Genomic DNA, 19722 nt, shown 5'->3' with positions numbered 1-19722 from the left:
ACTTTGTTTTCTAAGCTGTTTTCTATGAAATTTAAAATTATTGCAGTAGTACTATTATTAGTTTGTATGAGTTGCACTACCAACCAACAAACCAAGACATCTATTCTAGATTATGTTCCTATTAACACTACTACGCTACTAAAAATTAACGATTACAATAGTTTAACTAGCGAGATTAAAAACAACGATTTTTTAACTAGTCTTAAAAAAACGAACCTTTTTAGCACGTATCAGCAATCTACTACCTTATTACATTATGTAGAACCTAACGCAAAAGGCTTGCTTGCTTTTGCCAAAACAAATGATACCACTGACTTCTTTTTTATATCCAAGGACTCCATAAACCTAAACAGATTAGATAGCTTAAATACAACCCAGAGTGTTTTAGATTATAAAAACACTACTTACACTAAAATTACGCTAGACAGCATTGCTTATTACAGTTATAAAGAAAACGAATACACCATTTTATCTAGCTCTAAAAACTTAATAGAAAACACTATTAATAATACTGTAGAAACTAGACGAAACAGCAATACCATACAAAAACTATACAAAGCAGCTGGCAACAATAAGTCTGGAACTTTGTTTTTACATACTCAAAACAACTTTTTTCTTAAAAGTACACTACCAAAAGATACAATTGCAGACACCAAAATCACGGATTGGATGTCGCTTGACATTAACACCAAGCAAACCCAATTAAACTTAGCTGGTATAACCGTTACTAACGATTCTGTTTTATCAATTTTAAGTCTGTTTAAAAATACAACTGCTGTAACCAACAGGGTGCAAGATTATGCTCCAGAAAATACAGAGGCAATTAGCTCTTATACTTTTACAGACTATAATACTTTTGCCAAAAACAGAATTAACTTTTTAGCTAAAGACAGTCTGCAAGATTCTATTTTTAATACTGTAGAAGAAGTTGCTTTAATTACTATAAATTCTAAAAAAGCAGTTTTACTACAAACCTTTGGCGCAGATAATATAGATGAATACCTGAATACCTTTAAGAAAGCCGAGAGCAACTTTAAAGACAGTGAAATTAAGGAGTTAAACAAAAACACTATACTAACTCAGGTATTTAGTCCGTTGGTAGAAGGGTTTAAATCTAACTACTACACTATAATAGGTAATGCTTTTATTTTTTCTGAAGATTTAAATACGTTACAAGACATTATTAGCAATTACAAAAATGGCACAACGTTTAATAAAACACCTTTTCACAAGTCTGCTACAGAGACCATGGCAAAACAATCTTCAATACTACGAATTGTGGATGCTAAAAAACTAAAACAAGATTTAGTCGCTATTGTTTCAGATAACTATAAGGGTATCGATTTAGAAAATTACTTTTTTGCAGGTCAGCTTGTTGCAGATGCAAATTTTTATCACACAAATTTTACCATTCAGAAAATAAATACAGAGACAGCATCTAATACTACGTCCCCTATTTTTACTGTACAGTTAGATAATGACCTTGCAACCAATCCTCAGTTTGTAAAAAACCACAGAACTAACAAAAAAGAGGTCATAGTTCAAGATATAACAAACAACCTTTATTTAATTTCTACTGATGGCAAGGTCTTATGGAAAAAACAATTAGAAGGCAAAATACAGGGAGAAATAGCACAAGTAGACTTATATAAGAACGGAAGATTACAATTTGCTTTTACAACTAACAATCAGTTTTTAATTTTAGACAGAGATGGAAAGTCTGTAGAACCTTTTTCTTTTACCTATAAAGGAGGTAATTTAAATGCGCTTGCTGTTTTTGATTATGAAAACAATAAAAAATACAGGTTTGTGGTAACACAAGGAGACAACGTGTTTATGTACAATACCAAAGCAAATATAGTTTCTGGTTTCACCTACACTAAAGCGATTAGTGCTATTATAAAAAAACCAAAACACTTTACTGTTGGCTCTAAAGATTACTTGGTTTTTATGCTAGAAGATGGCTCTCTTAAAATCTTAAATAGAGTTGGTAAAGTACGTGTTAAGACTCATAAAAAAATAGCCTTTTCTGCCAATGACGTTGTCTTGTATAAAGATAAGTTTACAGTAACAGACACAACAGCAATTCTACACCAAATAGCGATAAATGGTAAAACGTCTGCAACCAAGTTTAACCTAATTAAAGATCACGGTTTAGACGCTACAAGCAATACATTGGTTCTAATGGACCAAAATACAATTACTATAAAAGGAAAAAAAGTAACTCTTGACTTAGGTATGTATAGCAAACCAAAAATATTTTATATCAACAATAAAATATACATTAGTGTTACCGATTTACAAAACCAGAAAATTTATTTGTTTGACAGTAATGCAGAACCAATACAAAACTTTCCGGTCTACGGAAGTTCTGTTATAGATATTGCAGATATAGATAACGATAAAAAATTAGAGCTTGTATCTAAGGACTTAGATAACTCTATAATTGTATATAAAATAAACTAAATTACTTGACCGTTATTTTAGCCTCAAAAAGCGTTGTAAAATGCTTCAGTAGCTTTTCCTTTACTTCTGTAACATTTACTTCTCTTTTACCCAGTTCAACGTTTAAAGAGGTTACTGCTTTATCTTTTATGCCACAAGGTATCATTAAATCAAAATACCCTAAATCTGCATTTACATTTAAAGCAAAACCGTGCATAGTTACCCATCTGCTAGCGCGTACACCCATTGCACAAATTTTACGCGCAAATGGCGTACCTACATCTAACCAAACTCCAGTTTCTCCTTTAGATCTTTCGGCTTTTAAACCATACTCTGCCAGGGTTAAAATCACCATCTCTTCTAGCAAACGCAAATACTTATGTATGTCTGTAAAAAAGTTATCTAAATCTATTATTGGGTAGCCTACTATTTGTCCTGGTCCGTGATATGTTATATCTCCTCCTCTATTAATTTTATAAAAGGTTGCATTCTTTTTTGCCAATTGTTCTTCATCAATTAACAAGTTAGACATATTACCACTTTTACCTAAGGTATACACGTGCGGATGCTCTACAAACAAAAAGTGATTTGGTGTTTTTAAACCAGCATCTTCTCGCCTGTTCTTAATCTTTATATCTAAAGTTTCTTTAAAAAGATCTTCTTGGTAGTCCCAAGTTTCTTTATAATCTTTTTGTCCTAAATCTTGTAGAAATACTTCTTTATTCATTCTACAAAGATACAATTATCTGTCCGGATTATTCAATATTATAAGCGCTGCAATTGTACCAGGCACCCAACCGCATAGCCAAAGTAAAAACACAATTACGATAGATCCGCACCCTTTACCGATTACAGCCAAAGGCGGACAAAAAATAGCCAATACTACTCTCCAAAAACTCATTTATTATTATTTTGATTGATGTACTTATAAGACGAACAAAACACATCTTTGTTACTCTTTTTCTTCAACTTCACTAAAAACAGCATATTTTTCACGCTTTTATAGATTGATAAAATCAAATTTTTAACAACCAATAAAAACATCAAACTTAAAAATAAAGACCGTATTATTATAAAATTTAATTGTTTTTAGATTGATGATTTACAACATACTTACATCAAATTGTAAAAATTACAAAGCCTTTTTATTCTATTACACATTCTACTTTGATAGATTACCACTTTGTAACTATATTTGCAGCCTTAATATAGATATATGCAGCTTTCGGAACAAGAAATCATCAGAAGGGAAAAATTAGGCAAGCTTAGAGAAATAGGGATAAACCCATATCCAGCAGACCTATATCCAGTAAATACGACCTCTAAACAAGTTAAAGAGAATTTTGAAGAGGGTAAACAGGTGGTTATTTCTGGTAGATTAATGTCTCGTAGAATACAAGGAAAAGCTTCTTTTGCAGAACTACAAGATAGCGAAGGAAAAATACAAGTATACTTTAATCGTGACGAGATTTGTACTGGTGACGATAAAACATTGTACAACGATGTTTACAAAAAATTACTAGATATTGGTGATATTATTGGTATAGAAGGCGATTTGTTTACAACACAAGTTGGTGAAAAAACAGTAATGGTAAAAAACTTTACACTACTTAGTAAATCTTTACGTCCATTACCTTTACCAAAAGTAGATGCAGATGGTAAAGTTTTTGATGAGTTTAACGACCCAGAAATGCGTTACCGCCGTCGTTACGCAGATTTAGTTGTAAACCCGCACGTAAAAGAGGTGTTTATTAAGCGTACCAAGTTATTTAACGCAATGCGTAACTTTTTTAATGACTCTGGTTATTTTGAAGTTGAAACACCAATACTACAACCTATACCTGGTGGTGCAGCGGCCAGACCGTTTATTACACACCACAACAGTTTAGATATTCCGTTGTACATGAGAATTGCTAACGAGCTTTATTTAAAGCGTTTAATTGTTGGTGGTTTTGATGGTGTTTACGAGTTTTCTAAAAACTTTAGAAACGAAGGAATGGACAAAACACATAATCCAGAGTTTACAGCTATGGAAATTTATGTGTCTTATAAAGATTATAATTGGATGATGGATTTCTGTGAGAAATTACTAGAACATTGTGCAATTGCTGTGAACGGTACAAGTGAAGCTACATTTGGTGAGCATAAAATTAATTTTAAAGCGCCTTATGCACGTGTAACAATGGCAGATTCTATAAAGCACTTTACCGGTTTTGATATTACAGGTAAAACTGAAACCGAAATTTTTGAAGCTGCTAAAGGTTTAGGAATAGAGGTTGATGAAACAATGGGTAAAGGAAAACTTATTGATGAAATTTTTGGGGAAAAATGTGAAGGAAACTATATACAGCCTACCTTTATTACCGATTACCCTAAAGAAATGAGTCCGCTTTGCAAGGAACATAGAGATAACCCTGAATTAACAGAGCGTTTTGAGCTTATGGTTTGTGGTAAAGAAATTGCAAATGCTTATTCTGAGCTTAACGACCCAATAGACCAAAGAGAGCGTTTTGAGCACCAATTAAAACTTGCTGCCAAAGGTGATGATGAAGCTACCGAATTTATTGACGAAGACTTTTTACGTGCTTTAGAATATGGTATGCCACCAACATCTGGAATGGGAATTGGAATGGACAGATTAATTATGTTTTTAACCAACAACCAATCTATACAAGAGGTTCTTTTCTTTCCACAAATGAGACCGGAGCGTAAAGCTGTTGCCTTAAGTGATGAAGGAAAAGCGGTATTAAACATTCTTAAAAAATCTAATAAACTACCTTTAGAAGAATTAAAGGTTGCTTCTGGTTTAAGCAATAAAAAATGGGATAAAACCATTAAAGAATTGACCAAAAACAATGCTGCTAAAGTAGCAAAAACAGAAGAAGGCTTATTTGTAGAACTTGCGTAACTAGACTACAAAACCATATAAATTTAAAACAGCGTTACTTTTTAGTAACGCTGTTTTTGGTTAAACTAATAACCTTCATCAAAACAAATAGCTTGTGTTTGTTTTAACTCTTTAAATAGTTTTTAAACTACTCTTCATTTTTATCATTATCTTCTATATACTTAATATCTCTTGTGTTTTTCTGTACGGCGATAGCAGAAAAAAGACATAGCAAATAAGACATCCCGTAAAATCCTTTTTCACTTAATAACAAATCGGCATTCCATAAACCAACAACTAATAACACAATAGATGCTGTTGCAGCAAACCAACTTATACCGTAATAAATATCTGTTACCTGCACCCCTTCTAACTTATCTCTAACTGCCTTTTGTAGAGATATAACAGAGAACAAGCCAAAAAGAAGAATTGTAAAGTAATATCCTTTTTCATTTAGTAACATTTCTGCATTCCATAAGCCAATACAGAAAGCAACCATACCCACACATAAAGATGTCCATGCGGCTCCAATAAATGCCGGTGTTGGTCTTTGATCGTATACCTTTTTAACTTTTTTCTTTTTTAATTTTGACTCTTTATCTACTGAAACATTTGTTTGATAATCCATAATATTTTTTGTTTTGATTATGATGCAAAGATGTAACGCTTTTAAGGTTACAGCAACACAAGTTTTACGTAAAACTGACGATATATTTTACATTAAACCATCAAAATACATTATATTTATATATTCTACACCAAAAATAACTGACGACTAAATGACCGATTTAAACTTAATTATTTCTACACTCACTATTGAAGAACAACAACAATTTGTTACTTATTTGAAGAAAAAGAACAAAAGAAATGACATTAAAAACATTCAACTATTTAAGCTATTGCAGCAAAACGAATTGTCTTCATCAGAAATTTGCCTCGCCCTATATAACTCAAATAAAAAGAATGCGTACCACGCCTTAAGAAAACGGGTTTATCAATCTTTAATAGATTTTATTGCCAATATAAACTTAGAGGAAGAAAACTCAGTAGATATGCAAGTCATTAAATACATACTTGCCTCTCGTTCTTTTTTACACAACCAGCAATACAAACTGGCTTATAAAATTTTAGACAAAGCAGAAGCATTAGCAGAGGCACACTACTTATTTTCCATCCTTAATGAAATTTACCATACAAAAATTCAGTATGCATATGCAAATCCAGAAATAGAGATTAATAGTCTTATTAAAACATTTAAAGCCAACCAAAAAAACCTTTTTATAGAAGACCAACTAAACATTGTGTATGCAAAAATGCGACAAACACTACACAACATTACCTACAAAGGAGATATTATAGATATAGAAACATTATTAAAGACCACATTGCAAGATCACCATATTTCTGTAACCGAATCTATGTCTTTTAAATCTTTATATCAATTAATTACTTTGGTAACCATACCAGCATTTGTAACTAATGATTATTTAAAAACAGAACCTTTTATAATAGAAACCTACTCTATTTTAAAAACACACAAAAGTCAGAGCAAGCAATTATACTACCATATTCAAGTTCTTTTTTTAATTGCAAATACCTTATTTAGAAATAAGAAATTTAAAGAATCTTTAAATTACCTAGAGCAAATGGAAACCCAAATGCTCCTAAATAGAAAAAAGCACTACACTACTTTTAAACTAAAACATCAGTTTTTACTAGCCTTAAATGCAAACTATTCTAATCAACAAAAAACAGCCATAGAAATATTAGAACAGCATACAAATACCAAGCATGAAGATTTAGATTCGCTCTTAAAAATACACTTAAGTTTAATTATGTTTTATATACAAGCCAAAAGATATAAAGACGCACACGGTATTTTCTCTAAATTTTACCACACAGATAATTATTACGAAAGTAAAGCAGGTAAGGAATGGGTTATTAAAAAAAACTTAATCGAAATTATTCTACACATAGAACTAGACAATATAAACTTAGTAGAATCTAGATTACTTAGCTTTAAAAGAAATTACTTTAGTTACCTAAAGCAAATTAAACAGCAACGAGCAATAACATACCTATCTTTTATAGAAGCATATTACAAAGACCCCCCGTTTATACAAACAGCTGAGTTTAAAAACAAGGTACAAAGCTCTTTTGAATGGGTAGGGAAAGAAAAAGAAGATATTTTTGTAATGAGCTTTTATGCTTGGCTAAAAAGTAAAATGGAGAACAAACCTCTTTACCAAACAACTTTAGAATTAGTACAACTTGCGAGAGAAAATTAATAAAAACTGACTTGTTATTACGTTCTACTATGCTCGCAAATATATTAGTTGTACCAATGGCAAGTAGCCCTGCTTTTATGCTTAACGGCAACACCTCCTAACGTACTAGCTTTTGCGCGCTTTAATTCTAATGTACACATTTACACTATATTCCTTTTTAATAAAAAAGTACAAATAGAATAGCCCCTGCATTGCAGAGGCTATTCAATCGACTAATTCAATCTTACAAAGAGAATCTTATAATGCTTTTTGTTGTTGATTGTTACTTAAATAGACGAATAATAAATCGAAAAGTTACAATAAAACTAAAATTTTAACATAATTACAGTTAAATATCATTTTTTTTAACAAATGTTAAGATGTGTTAAATAAATTATAAAAACCTTAGAACCAAAATCTTAAGTAGCCTTAAAATTGATACTAAGCATTTTTTTGTTATGATATCCTTAACATAGAATTAAGAATATTTTACTTTTATTTGTTTCATTCAAAAAATTAAACTCAAACTAACAATGATTAAAAGTTTACTCACCAAACTTCTATTAGCTGTTTTTTTATTTGGTTCATTAACCACAATAGAAGCTCAGTCTAAAAAGAAAAACAAGAAAAGCAAGAAAAATGCTAAAACAGAAACTCCCGCTGCTAAACCAAAAAAAGGAGACATTTTACCTTACAGTAAAGTAATTACTAAAGACGCCGTAACAGACGAAGGTCTTTTTAAAGTACATACTGTAGATGATAAACGCTATTACGAAATTCCAGATTCTTTGTTAAACAAAGAAATGTTAATGGTTAGTAGAATATCAAAAACAGCAACCGGACTAGGATTTGGTGGTGGTAAAATTAACACGCAGATGTTACGCTGGGAGAAGAAAGACAAAAAAGTCCTTCTACGTATTATGTCTACCAGCATTGTTGCAGACGAAAAACTTCCTGTACACGAAGCGGTTATGAACTCTAACCTAGAACCAGTTTTATATTCTTTTGATATTAAAGCATTAAAAAAAGATTCTATTAACCCTACAACGGTAATAGAAATTAATGATTTTTTTGAAAAAGATGTAAAAACACTAGGCTTACCGGAGCGTAACAGAAAACAATACAAAGTTAGCCGTTTAGACGATAGTAGAAGTTATATTGAAAGTGTAAAAAGCTACCCTTTAAATATTGAAGCTAGACACGTAAAAACATATTTTGCTGGTAACCCACCATCTAACTCTGCCTTAGGATCTATTACATTAGAGATTAACAACTCTATGATTTTACTTCCTAATAACCCTATGAAAAGACGTTATTTTGATGAACGTGTTGGTTGGTTTGCTCGCAGTCAAGTAGATTATGGTTTAGATGCACAAAAAAGTAAATCTGTTACCTATTTAGATAGATGGAGATTAGAAGTTAAAGATGAAGATCTTGAAAAATTTAAAAAAGGGGAACTTGTAGAACCTAAAAAACAAATTGTTTATTACATAGACAGGGCTACACCAGAAGAATGGGTTCCTTTTATTAAGCAAGGTATAGAAGATTGGCAAGTTGCTTTTGAAGCTGCTGGTTTTAAAAATGCAATTGTTGCAAAAACACCTCCTACTCCAGAAGAAGATCCTGAGTGGTCTGCAGAAGATGTTAGATATTCTGTTGTTAGGTATTTAGCTTCTCCAATTCCTAATGCAAATGGCCCTCACGTAAGTGATCCAAGAACTGGAGAAATATTAGAGTCAGATATTAACTGGTACCATAACGTAATGACTTTGTTACGCAACTGGTACTTTATACAAACTGCAGCTATTAACCCAGATGCTAGAGGTGTTGAGTTTAAAACAGAAGTTATGGGTAGATTAATACGTTTTGTATCTTCTCATGAAGTTGGTCATACTTTAGGCTTACCTCATAACATGGGAAGTAGTTCTGCGTACCCTGTAGATTCTTTACGTTCTGCATCTTTTACAAAAAAATATAGTACTGCTCCATCAATTATGGATTATGCTCGTTTTAATTACGTAGCACAACCTGGTGATGAAGGTGTTGCTTTAATGCCAAATATTGGTATCTATGATAAATATTCTATTAGCTGGGGTTACCGTCCTATTATGGATAAATCTGCTAAAGATGAAAAGAAAACTTTAGATAGCTGGATTTTAAAGCACGCCGGCGATCCTCTTTACCGTTTTGGAAAACAACAATTTGGTGTTATAGACCCTAGTTCACAAACCGAAGATTTAGGTGATGATGCAATGAAAGCTAGTGATTATGGTATCGCTAACTTAAAAAGAATTGTTCCTAACTTAATTAAATGGACTGCAGAAGATGGTAAATCTTATGACGATCTAGATGAGTTATACGGTCAAGTACTAGGACAGTACAACAGATATATGGGACACGTTTCTAATAACGTAGGTGGTGTGTATGAAAATTATAAAACATACGATCAAGAAGGCGATGTTTACTCTCACGTAGCAAAAGAAAAGCAAAAAAGAGCAGTTCAATTTTTACACAAGCAATTGTTTACAACACCAACTTGGTTACTGGACAACAACATACTTAATAAAATAGAAAATGCTGGCGCTGTAGAGCGTATTAGAAGCACACAGTCTAGAACGTTAAGCAATCTTTTAGATACTGGCAGAATGGCTCGTATGATAGAAAACGAAGCCTTAAACGGTTCTGAAGCATACAACCTTACTACAATGATGTCAGATGTAAGAAAAGGCATCTGGAAAGAACTTAGTACAGGAAAATCTATTGACACCTATAGACGTAATTTACAACGTGCTTATGTAGACCGTATGGAATACTTAATGACAACTGATCCTAAATCTTCAAGGTTTGGTACCGCTGTAAATGTGAGTCAGTCTGATATTAGAGCGGTTGTTAGAGCAGAATTACAAACGTTAGAGCGTTCTGTAAAATCTGCAGCTGCCAACTCTTCAGGAATTAGAAGAGCTCACTTAAAAGATATACAAGAAAGAATAGGTGCTATTTTAGACCCTAAATAAAACAGGCAAAACACCTTATCCTAAAGGCTGCAATGTTACATACATTGCAGCCTTTTTTTTTGTAACAAACTCATAAACAAACTCCTAGGCTACACAACAATTTTGCTACACTTTTACAACAGCTTCACCACTATTTTTATATTAAATAGACCAAATATGTGTATTTCATCTATTTAACTTTGCACTTTATCCTGTTTATTCATTTTTTTTAATATATTGCAGAGAGTAAACCACATAATATTGATGTTTCACAACTATTATATGGATGTTTTACAACAAGAGTTTTTAATTATTAATTAACCTAGGTATCTTTGATATAGAACCGATATAAAAACCCCAAATCTTATGTCATATAAATTAAAAAGCTTAGTTTATTTTTCTTGTTTAGTTCTTGCTATTATTGCTTACGGAGCAATGGATAGTGAAAATGTTTTAGATGAAAAAGGTAACACTGCTCAACTTCACAACCTAGAAGAGAGTACAAACAATAATGACTTAATTGTTCAGTTAACTGAAGAAGAATAGGCGTATTGAAAAAGTAAAAAAAAGTCTGAAACTTTAGGGTTTCAGACTTTTTTTATGTCTTATAATTAATGTTAAATTCATACTAAAAGGCACATTGCTATTAAACTATTTTAAAAATCTAATGTCAAAATAGAGAACTATAAAAAATAGTAGTATGAAAAAAATAACATTTATAATGGTTTTAATGCTAGGCATTTTAACTATTTCTGCACAAGAAAAACAAAGAGATTCTAAAGACACAAAACATAAAACGCATAGAAAAAAAGGCGGCAAAAAAGGAATGCATAAAATGGCAAAATTTACGCCAGAGCAAATAGCTGTTTTGCAGACTAAAAGAATGACACTTGCTTTAGATTTATCAGATGCGCAGCAATCTAAAATTGAAATGCTAAATCTAAAAAACGCTGAATTAATTCAACAAAAAAGAGAAGAAAGAAAAGATAAAAAAGAACATTCTAAATTATCTCCAGAGAAAAAGTATGCCCAAGCGAATGCAAAATTAGATCATCAAATAAAGCATAAAAGAGCATTGCAAAAAATCTTATCCAAAGATCAATATGCACAATGGAGTAAAATGCACAAAAGAAAGTCTCACTCTCTAAAAAAAAGAGGTACGCAGAATGCTCAAGATAAAAGAACTAGGATAAATAGGGACGACAGAATGGAAAAAAGAGAAAAGACAATGAAGTCTTAAAACTAAAAAGGAGCCAAATATGGCTCCTTTTTTTATTTATTCAAATTAAGTACTACAACTCTAAACTTTCTAAAGCCGCAATAGTATCATCTAAATCTTTATACGATAATGCATCGTTTAAAAAATAACTTTCAAAAGCACTTGGCGGTAAGTAAACACCTTTGTCTAGCATTCCGTGAAAATACTTTTTAAAAGTATCGTTATTTCCTTTCGCTGAAGAAGCAAAATCTACAACTGGTTCATCAGTAAAATGTACAGAAATCATACTTCCAAATCTATTTATTTGGTACGCTATTCCCTTTTTATCTAAAGCCTTTTCTAAACCTTTATGTAAGTATTCCGTTTTATCTGCTAAGCTTCTGAAAATATCAGGATTATTATTTAACTCTGTCAACATAGCCAAACCTGCGCTCATAGCTAATGGGTTACCACTTAAGGTTCCTGCTTGGTAAACAGGTCCGTTTGGCGCTAAATAATCCATAATTTCATCACGTGCAGCAAAAGCGCCAACAGGTAATCCGCCACCTATAACCTTACCAAAAGTTACAATATCTGCATCTATACCTAAAATTTCCTGTGCTCCTCCTCTTCCTAAACGAAAGCCAGTCATAACCTCATCAAAAATTAGCAAAATTCCTTCTTTAGTACAAACTTCTCTTAAACCTGTAATAAATTCCTTAGAAGGTATTATACACCCCATATTACCTGCAACAGGCTCAATTATAATTGCTGCAATTTCTCCCTTATTAGCAGCTACTAACGCTGTAACACTTGCTAAATTATTATAATTTGCCAACAAAGTATCTTTAGCTGTACCTTTTGTAACACCAGGACTGTTTGGACTACCAAAAGTAACCGCTCCACTACCCGCTTGTATTAAAAAAGAATCTGAATGGCCATGGTAACAACCTGCAAATTTTATGATTTTATCTTTTCCTTTAAAACCTCTTGCTAAACGCACAGCACTCATACAAGCTTCTGTCCCGCTATTTACAAATCTAATTTTATCAATATTAGGAACCATAGACACAGCTAACTTTGCTAACTCTGTCTCTATCTCTGTTGGCATACCAAAAGAAGTTCCTTTTTTGGCTTTTTCTATTACAGCATTAATAACAGGATCATAAGCGTGACCTAAAATTAATGGCCCCCATGATGCTATATAATCTATAATTTTATTTCCGTCCTCATCATACAAATAGGCGCCTTTTGCTTCCTTTACAAAAATTGGTTCGCCACCAACAGCGTTAAAAGCCCTGACCGGAGAGTTTACACCACCAGGAATGTATTTTTTTGCTTCGTTAAAAAGTTCACTGCTTCTCTTATAAATCATTTTTAAGATTTAATTTTTAGTATATTTTACAATAAGTTCTTGACCTACGTGTAGGTTTGTATTTTTTAAATTATTTAACTCCATTAACTCCGGAACTCCCATAAAGTACATTTTAGAAATGGCATATAGTGTTTCACCTGCTTCTACCTTATGTTTTTTTACTACGTACTCTTTTGGACTTCTAGGCTCTGCTTTATGCTTCCCATCAAACTTATGAAGATTGTATTTTTCAATTAAATAAATTAATTTTTGCGGGTATTTAGGATCTGTTGCATAGCCGGCCTTGCGTAAACCTTTTGCCCAACCTTTATAGTCATTAGCGTGCAAATCAAACAAAGAAGCATACCTACCTCTTGTTGTTAAAAATAAGCTATGATCTCTAAAAGAATACATTGGATGATTGTACTTTCTAAAACACTCTCCCTTTTCATCATCATCATGATAATCATAATCACCCTCCCAACCAGTATGGCATTTTATTCCAAAATGATTATTTGTTTTACGAGCCAACTCACCTTTTCCGGAGCCACTTTCTAAAATTCCTTGTGCTATAGTAATACTTGCTGGTATACCGTAAGATTTCATTTCATCTTGGGCTATTGCCGCAAATGTATTTATATAATCGTCTGTATTTTCTATAGCAAAACTAACAAAACGACCATCGTCTTTTGGTAATCCTAATGGTTCTCCTGTTGTTTTAACATCTCCTCTAGGTGATACAGAAACAACTTTTTTATGATTCTTTTTAGTAGTGCTCCTTTTTGCTTTACAACTAGCAAAAAAAACCAACAATACAGCTATGCCCAACTTCGAAGCTAACCTTAAACTATTTTTATATGTACTATTACTCATTAATAAGTGGTAATTTTTTCTTTTTTAACAAACTATTCATTCCTTTTATTCCTTGTAATCCGCCAGTATGTATTGCAACAATTTTAGTGCCAGGCGCAAAATAATCTTTATGCACAAGGTCTAAAATACCAAATAACATTTTACCTGTATACACAGGATCTAAAGATATGTTTGTTTCTCTTTTAAAGTAATTTATAAAAGCTATTAATTCTTGCGATACTTTTGCATAACCACCAAAATGATAGTCTTTTAACAACTCCCAATTTGTATTTTGAGCAAATTTACAAATATCTTCTTTTAAAAAATCACCTTTTAACGCAGGAAAACCTAAAACTCGCTGGTTTTTACTAGTAGAATTTATAATCCCTGCTATTGTACCTCCAGTACCCACAGCACTACAAATAATATTAAACATACGATCATCAGTGGTTAAAATTTCCTCACAACCTTTTACAGCTAGGTCATTAGCCCCACCTTCTGGCAACATAAAACTATTAGGAAATTCGGTTTCTAAACTGGCTAAAAAGTCAGGGCTATTCTTTTCTCTATAAGCTTCTCTACTTATAAATTTAAATTCCATTCCGTTGTCTTTAGCAAAAGAAAGCGTTGGGTTGTGCTGCCATTTACTAGCTAACTCCTCACCTCTTATTACGCCAATAGTTTTTATCCCATTTTCTTTACCTGCATAGGCAGTTGCCGCTATATGATTAGAGAATGCACCACCAAACGTAAGTATAGATTTAGCATTTAATTTTTGCGCTTGTAGTAAATTATATTTTAATTTTCTAAACTTATTTCCGGAGATAAAAGGGTGTAGCGTATCTTCTCTTTTAATATAGAGCGATATCTTTTTTTCTGATAGAATAGGAAGTTGTACTTGCTGATTTAAAACTTTCACGTTTTATATTTTTCAGCGCCAAAGATATTTAATAAAACTGAAGGGTCTACGTTCATTTAAATAATTAGGATTATCTTCATTAAAATAGGCCTCTCTCTCAAAGCTAAGATTTTGATATGCCTTATAACTATCCCTATAAACCAAACAACGTATTGCAAATTCTGATAAATACAAAATGTAAAAAGGCAAGACTAAAAGCTCTAGTTGTTGTCTTAAATGTATTTTTTCATGATTAATTAAAGAGTCATCATCTCGTAGCGCATCACTCTTTAAAATTATAAAAGGCCATAATGATAGGCCTACATAATTTTTTCTAAAAAAAAGTTTTGAAACTAAAATCATAATTTGGGATTAATTAACAATGTCAAATTTAATAGGTTAGAACATAAATTATACCATTTTTAAGACACAAAACGTTCAAGCACTAAAAAATACCGATTACCAACTATTTTTCTTTTTTAACAATTGCGTTTTTGCGTACTTAATGCAAAAACACGTAATTTTACAAGTATGAAAAAAATACTTCAACCTATAGAGGGCGATTATTATTTATCTGAAGAAGGATACAGAGTCTTTACAGAGCAATACCACACAAGAAGAGGTTATTGTTGTGAAAGCGGCTGTAGACATTGTCCTTACGGTTATAACGCAAAGACAAATACCCAAAAATAAATTAAAAACAGCTTACTGCTAGATATCTACAAAGTAACGGCACAGTTTTTGTGTTATTTTTATAAACTAAAACATCAAAAATATGAAAGCATTAAAATTAGCACTCGTACCAGTTCTTGCTCTGGTTCTTTTTAGCTCTTGTACATCTGTACGTGTATTGTCTGATTATGATAAAGAAGCAAGCTTTGATACCTACAAAACATATGCTTTTTATAAAACAGGCATAGATAAAGCACAAATATCTGATCTTGATAAAAAAAGAATTTTAAAGGCTATTGATTCAGAAATGAGTTCTAGAGGTTTTGTAAAATCTGCAACACCAGATATACTGGTAAGCATTTTTACCAAAGAAAAAGAACGCGTAGATATTTACAACAACTACTGGGGTGGTGGTTTTGGTTGGGGCTGGAATCCTTACTACTACGGTAATGGTTTTAACAGAAATAATGTTTCTACAAGTACAGAAGGATCTTTATATATAGATCTTATAGATTCTAAAAACAAAGAGTTGGTTTGGCAAGGTCGCGGTATTGGCACTTTAAACAATACTAGCAACATAGAAAAGAAAGAACAACGTATTAGAGAATTTGTTTCTCAAATACTTGAAGCGTATCCGCCAGAGTTAGCCTCTAAATAAAAAATCACAACCGCTATTTATAGCGGTTTTTTTTGCTTTAAACTTAAAACTAATCTTCGTTATAATCGTTTATTTCAACTAAATAAAAACTATAATCATTTTCCAATTTTGTATCTTTATTGCCATTAAGTTAATACCTAACATAACGTGCAATGTCTTATACAAGTAATTACATATTAGATAAACTACCTACACACTTAAAACAGTATATAAAACCTCAAGACTATGAGGATTATACACCTATTAACCAGGCTGTTTGGCGTTATGTAATGCGTAAAAACGTAGATTATTTAAGTAAAGTTGCACACACATCTTATATAGACGGATTAAAAAAAACAGGTATCTCAATAGAGAATATTCCAAATATGTATGGTATGAACCGTATTTTGGAAGAAATAGGCTGGGCAGCCGTTGCTGTAGATGGTTTTATACCTCCATCTGCCTTTATGGAATTCCAAGCATATAATGTTTTAGTTATAGCTTCTGATATTAGACAACTAGGAAATATAGAATATACACCTGCTCCAGACATTATTCACGAAGGTGCTGGTCACGCCCCTATTATTGCTAACCCAGAATATGCCGAATATTTAAGACGATTTGGAGAAATAGGATGCAAAGCTATCTCCAGCGGTAAAGATTACGAATTGTATGAGGCTGTTAGACACCTATCTATTATAAAGGAGGCTGCTGGTTTTGATGAAAAAGAAATAGAAAAAGCAGAAAAACACGTTGAAGATTTACAACAGAATATGGGTGAACCTAGTGAAATGGCGTTGATTCGTAATTTACACTGGTGGACTGTTGAGTACGGCCTAATTGGCACTACTGAAAACCCTAAAATATATGGGGCAGGTTTGCTTTCTTCTATCGGAGAAAGTGCTTGGTGTATGACAAATGAAGTAAAAAAACTGAACTACTCTAGTGAAGCTGCTCATAAATCTTTTGATATCACCAAACCCCAACCACAGCTTTTTGTAACTCCAGACTTTGCATTTTTAAGTCAGGTTTTAGAAGAATTTGCAAACACAATGGCTTTGCGTACTGGCGGTCTAGATGGCGTAAACAAACTTATAGACTCCAATGCTCTAGGAACCATAGAACTAAGCACCGGTTTACAAATTTCTGGCGTTTTCACTAATGTATTAACACACAAAGGAAAACCTAGCTACATACAAACAACAGGCAAAACTGCTTTATCTTATAGAGAAAAAGAATTAGTTGGCCATAGCACAAAACACCACGCAGATGGCTTTGGCTCTCCTATAGGTAAACTTAAAGGTATAAATTTGGCCATAGAAGATATGAGTCCGCGCGATTTAAAAGCGTACAATATTTATGAATCTGAAACTGTTTCTTTAGAATTTGAAGGTGGTATTAAAGTAGAAGGAAGCATTATAACAGGTACACGTAACCTTAAAGGTGAAATTGTACTTATTACATTTGATAAATGCACAGTAACTAAAGGAGAAACTGTATTGTTTAGTCCAGAATGGGGCTTATACCATATGGCCGTTGGCGAAAACATTGTATCTGCTTTTAATGGTCCTGCTGATTTAAGTAGTTTTGATTTAATTACACACAGCATTACAGAAGAAACTATAAAAGCAAAACAAACAGAAGCCAATACAGAGCTTGAAAAACTATACAAACAAGTACGTGAGTTTAGAGAAGGTGTTAACACCACAATTTCCAGAAACAAAGTTTTTCAGGAAGTAAAAAGTAATTACCCAACAGATTGGCTATTACCAGTTGAGTTGTATGAATTAGCAAAAGCTAATAACGACAATGATTTTGCTAAAGAAATTGTAGATCATCTAGAAACGGTAAAACAAAATAATCCTAAAGTAGGACATTTAATTGATGATGGATTGGAACTAGTAGACAAAAGCTTAGTTGCTTAACTGCAACACTAGTCTAAGATTTTGATCTCATTTAATTCCTCTATATTTTTTATAGGCGTTTCATTGTACTGTAATGTCCAGCCTAAAGAATTTGTTAATACATAAAATTTAGAAAGCTCACTTAAAAGTCTATTTTTTGCATTTGTTTTTAAGGTTGATTTTTCAACCTTTTTAAGTAATGATGCTTTTACGTTTTTCTTTATTTTATTGTAGTCATTAGCATCAAACTGATTTAAAAAATCTGCGGTAACATCATAATACTCGTAATCTGGATGCACCTTAATTTCTGGCTCCGGGATACTTTTAAGTATTAATATTTTGTTTTCTTCATCAACCTCAAAATCTATCTTACTTAAATCATAAGCCACAGTAACATCTGCATTTACAACTACTAATGCTTTCTTTTCTGCCGTAATTAAAGGCCCAAAAAGCTGTTGCGAATCTTTGTAATTGTACACCTCTGCAAAATGACCTTCTGTAACTATTAACTTAGATACATTTTGTATTTGCTGCTGAATAAGCATAGAGTTTTCTTGTAGAATAGATTGTTCTTCTTTTTTATCTGAGCACGTTTTAAATAAAAGCAATGCCGCTAAAACAATAATAATTCCTACAAGGATTCTTTTCATAATTAAAAACTAATAAAAGGATGTTCTTTTTGAAGATACGCAATTTTTTCTTGAATAGATTTTAAAAATTTCTGATGCTCATCTGATTCAGAATTAAAAGGTCTATGCTCCAGACCTCTTTGCACAGCACCTACTTTTTCTGTTGTTTCTAAAGCTTTTTTAGTTAGCCAAACATTACGAAACTTCTCCCAAATATAATCTACAGCCAAACCACTAGGATGCACCATATCATTTTTATAGAAACGATAATCGCGTAACTCATCCATCATAATTTCATAACTGGGAAAATAAAAAGCATCTGCCTCATTTTCTTTAGACTCTATAACATTATGTATGGCGGTTAGTAAATGAGATTTACTACGCTGGTTTTCTACAAAACCGTCTTTTATATGCCTAACAGGAGATACCGTAAAAATAAACTTGGCATTGGCATTTACACTTTTTACCAATGCAATAAGCTCTTGTAAACTAGCCTCTATCTCTGTAACCGTTAACAATTGCTTTTTAAAGGCTTTTTGTGGCACTTTATGACAATTTGCAACTACTTTATTTAACTCCAAATGTTTATACACCCAAGCCGTTCCTAAAGTAATTACCAGGTGTGTTGCAGTATCTAAAGTAGACTTAGTTTCTGTTACCGCACTATTTAAATTTTGTAGTAATTCTTGTTGTGATGTTGTACTTAAAACAGAATGAGCATTGAAACTATGCCAACGCTCATTTTGGTTAAATATATCTTTTTTTGTGTATTTTTCTTCTAAAACTGCATTCTGCACCAACTGCGTTATTGCTTTTGGATGAAACAAAATACCAAATGGATTGGTTACGGCTTGCAATTTATAATACGTAAACTTATTGCCAATATGTTCTGCAAAGCAAGAACCTAACAACAATAGCTTACTAGAATAGTCTATTTGAAACGTACTTGGCTTAAGTGGTACTTTAGTTTGCAGTTCCATACACTA

Annotated in this window: 18 protein-coding genes; 9 read left to right on the top strand and 9 right to left on the bottom strand. The window is 32.2% G+C overall.

Annotated elements, in window-relative coordinates:
• Window positions 1-24: 24 nt before the first annotated feature.
• Complete coding sequence (locus tag M4I21_RS13775) at window positions 25-2466, top strand: ribonuclease HII (RefSeq protein ID WP_249559812.1); 2442 nt, start codon at window positions 25-27, stop codon at window positions 2464-2466.
• Between the two features lies 1 nt (window position 2467).
• Here the strand turns inward: M4I21_RS13775 and lipB are convergent, their stop codons facing one another.
• Both lipB and M4I21_RS13765 read right to left on the bottom strand, forming a co-directional pair.
• A complete protein-coding gene (lipB, locus tag M4I21_RS13770) occupies window positions 2468-3172 on the bottom strand; it encodes a lipoyl(octanoyl) transferase LipB (RefSeq protein ID WP_249559811.1) in 705 nt (234 codons plus the stop codon).
• Window positions 3173-3187: 15 nt separating this feature from the next.
• On the bottom strand, window positions 3188-3346 hold the full coding sequence (locus M4I21_RS13765; protein WP_072304706.1) for a YqaE/Pmp3 family membrane protein: 159 nt from the start codon (window positions 3344-3346) through the stop codon (window positions 3188-3190).
• 315 nt (window positions 3347-3661) lie between these two features.
• On the opposite strand from M4I21_RS13765, the gene lysS reads away from it, so the two are divergent.
• Window positions 3662-5353: a lysine--tRNA ligase gene (gene lysS / locus M4I21_RS13760; RefSeq protein WP_249559810.1), complete on the top strand. Its 1692-nt coding sequence runs from the start codon at window positions 3662-3664 to the stop codon at window positions 5351-5353.
• Window positions 5354-5480: 127 nt separating this feature from the next.
• Here lysS and yiaA read toward each other — a convergent pair whose 3' ends face one another.
• Window positions 5481-5960, bottom strand: coding sequence for an inner membrane protein YiaA (gene yiaA, locus M4I21_RS13755; RefSeq protein ID WP_072304704.1), 480 nt, complete (start codon window positions 5958-5960; stop codon window positions 5481-5483).
• Window positions 5961-6111: 151 nt separating this feature from the next.
• Between yiaA and M4I21_RS13750 the strand changes: the two genes are divergently transcribed.
• The 4 genes from M4I21_RS13750 (at window position 6112) to M4I21_RS13735 (ending at window position 11832) form a co-directional block, all read left to right on the top strand.
• Window positions 6112-7620: a hypothetical protein gene (locus tag M4I21_RS13750; RefSeq protein ID WP_249559809.1), complete on the top strand. Its 1509-nt coding sequence runs from the start codon at window positions 6112-6114 to the stop codon at window positions 7618-7620.
• A gap of 512 nt (window positions 7621-8132) precedes the next feature.
• Window positions 8133-10613: a zinc-dependent metalloprotease gene (locus M4I21_RS13745; RefSeq protein ID WP_249559808.1), complete on the top strand. Its 2481-nt coding sequence runs from the start codon at window positions 8133-8135 to the stop codon at window positions 10611-10613.
• A 345-nt stretch (window positions 10614-10958) separates the two neighbouring features.
• Complete coding sequence (locus tag M4I21_RS13740; RefSeq protein WP_249559807.1) at window positions 10959-11138, top strand: hypothetical protein; 180 nt, start codon at window positions 10959-10961, stop codon at window positions 11136-11138.
• 154 nt (window positions 11139-11292) lie between these two features.
• Window positions 11293-11832: a DUF4890 domain-containing protein gene (locus M4I21_RS13735; protein ID WP_249559806.1), complete on the top strand. Its 540-nt coding sequence runs from the start codon at window positions 11293-11295 to the stop codon at window positions 11830-11832.
• A 52-nt stretch (window positions 11833-11884) separates the two neighbouring features.
• Here the strand turns inward: M4I21_RS13735 and hemL are convergent, their stop codons facing one another.
• From hemL to M4I21_RS13715, 4 genes are read right to left on the bottom strand one after another with little or no spacing between them, the layout of a single operon-like run.
• Complete coding sequence (gene hemL, locus M4I21_RS13730; RefSeq protein ID WP_249559805.1) at window positions 11885-13165, bottom strand: glutamate-1-semialdehyde 2,1-aminomutase; 1281 nt, start codon at window positions 13163-13165, stop codon at window positions 11885-11887.
• A 9-nt stretch (window positions 13166-13174) separates the two neighbouring features.
• Window positions 13175-14017: a glucosaminidase domain-containing protein gene (locus M4I21_RS13725; RefSeq protein ID WP_249559804.1), complete on the bottom strand. Its 843-nt coding sequence runs from the start codon at window positions 14015-14017 to the stop codon at window positions 13175-13177.
• A complete protein-coding gene (locus M4I21_RS13720; protein ID WP_249559803.1) occupies window positions 14010-14915 on the bottom strand; it encodes a 1-aminocyclopropane-1-carboxylate deaminase/D-cysteine desulfhydrase in 906 nt (301 codons plus the stop codon). Before M4I21_RS13720 ends, M4I21_RS13725 begins: the two co-directional genes overlap by 8 nt.
• 12 nt (window positions 14916-14927) lie before the next feature.
• On the bottom strand, window positions 14928-15257 hold the full coding sequence (locus M4I21_RS13715; RefSeq protein ID WP_249559802.1) for a hypothetical protein: 330 nt from the start codon (window positions 15255-15257) through the stop codon (window positions 14928-14930).
• Between the two features lie 168 nt (window positions 15258-15425).
• Here M4I21_RS13715 and M4I21_RS13710 point away from each other — a divergent pair, with 168 nt between their 5' ends.
• The 3 genes from M4I21_RS13710 (at window position 15426) to M4I21_RS13700 (ending at window position 18128) form a co-directional block, all read left to right on the top strand.
• Complete coding sequence (locus M4I21_RS13710) at window positions 15426-15587, top strand: C1orf53 family protein (RefSeq protein ID WP_249559801.1); 162 nt, start codon at window positions 15426-15428, stop codon at window positions 15585-15587.
• Between the two features lie 82 nt (window positions 15588-15669).
• Window positions 15670-16224 (top strand): DUF4136 domain-containing protein, encoded by a 555-nt coding sequence (locus M4I21_RS13705; RefSeq protein ID WP_249559800.1) that lies wholly within the window; start codon window positions 15670-15672, stop codon window positions 16222-16224.
• 152 nt (window positions 16225-16376) lie between these two features.
• Entirely contained in the window at window positions 16377-18128 is a 1752-nt protein-coding gene (locus M4I21_RS13700; RefSeq protein ID WP_249559799.1) for an aromatic amino acid hydroxylase, read from the top strand.
• Window positions 18129-18136: 8 nt separating this feature from the next.
• Here the strand turns inward: M4I21_RS13700 and M4I21_RS13695 are convergent, their stop codons facing one another.
• The gene (locus tag M4I21_RS13695) at window positions 18137-18757 is read right to left on the bottom strand and encodes a DUF4230 domain-containing protein (RefSeq protein ID WP_249559798.1); all 621 of its coding nucleotides are present in this window, start codon (window positions 18755-18757) and stop codon (window positions 18137-18139) included.
• A 2-nt stretch (window positions 18758-18759) separates the two neighbouring features.
• Entirely contained in the window at window positions 18760-19716 is a 957-nt protein-coding gene (locus tag M4I21_RS13690) for a GSCFA domain-containing protein (protein ID WP_249559797.1), read from the bottom strand.
• Window positions 19717-19722 lie beyond the last annotated feature (6 nt).

Origin of the sequence: Cellulophaga sp. 20_2_10 (genome assembly GCF_023476645.1) — a bacterium.
Classification (GTDB): domain Bacteria; phylum Bacteroidota; class Bacteroidia; order Flavobacteriales; family Flavobacteriaceae; genus Cellulophaga.
Note: the sequence above shows the minus strand (reverse complement) of the source record. Positions and strands in the feature narration are given on the sequence as shown.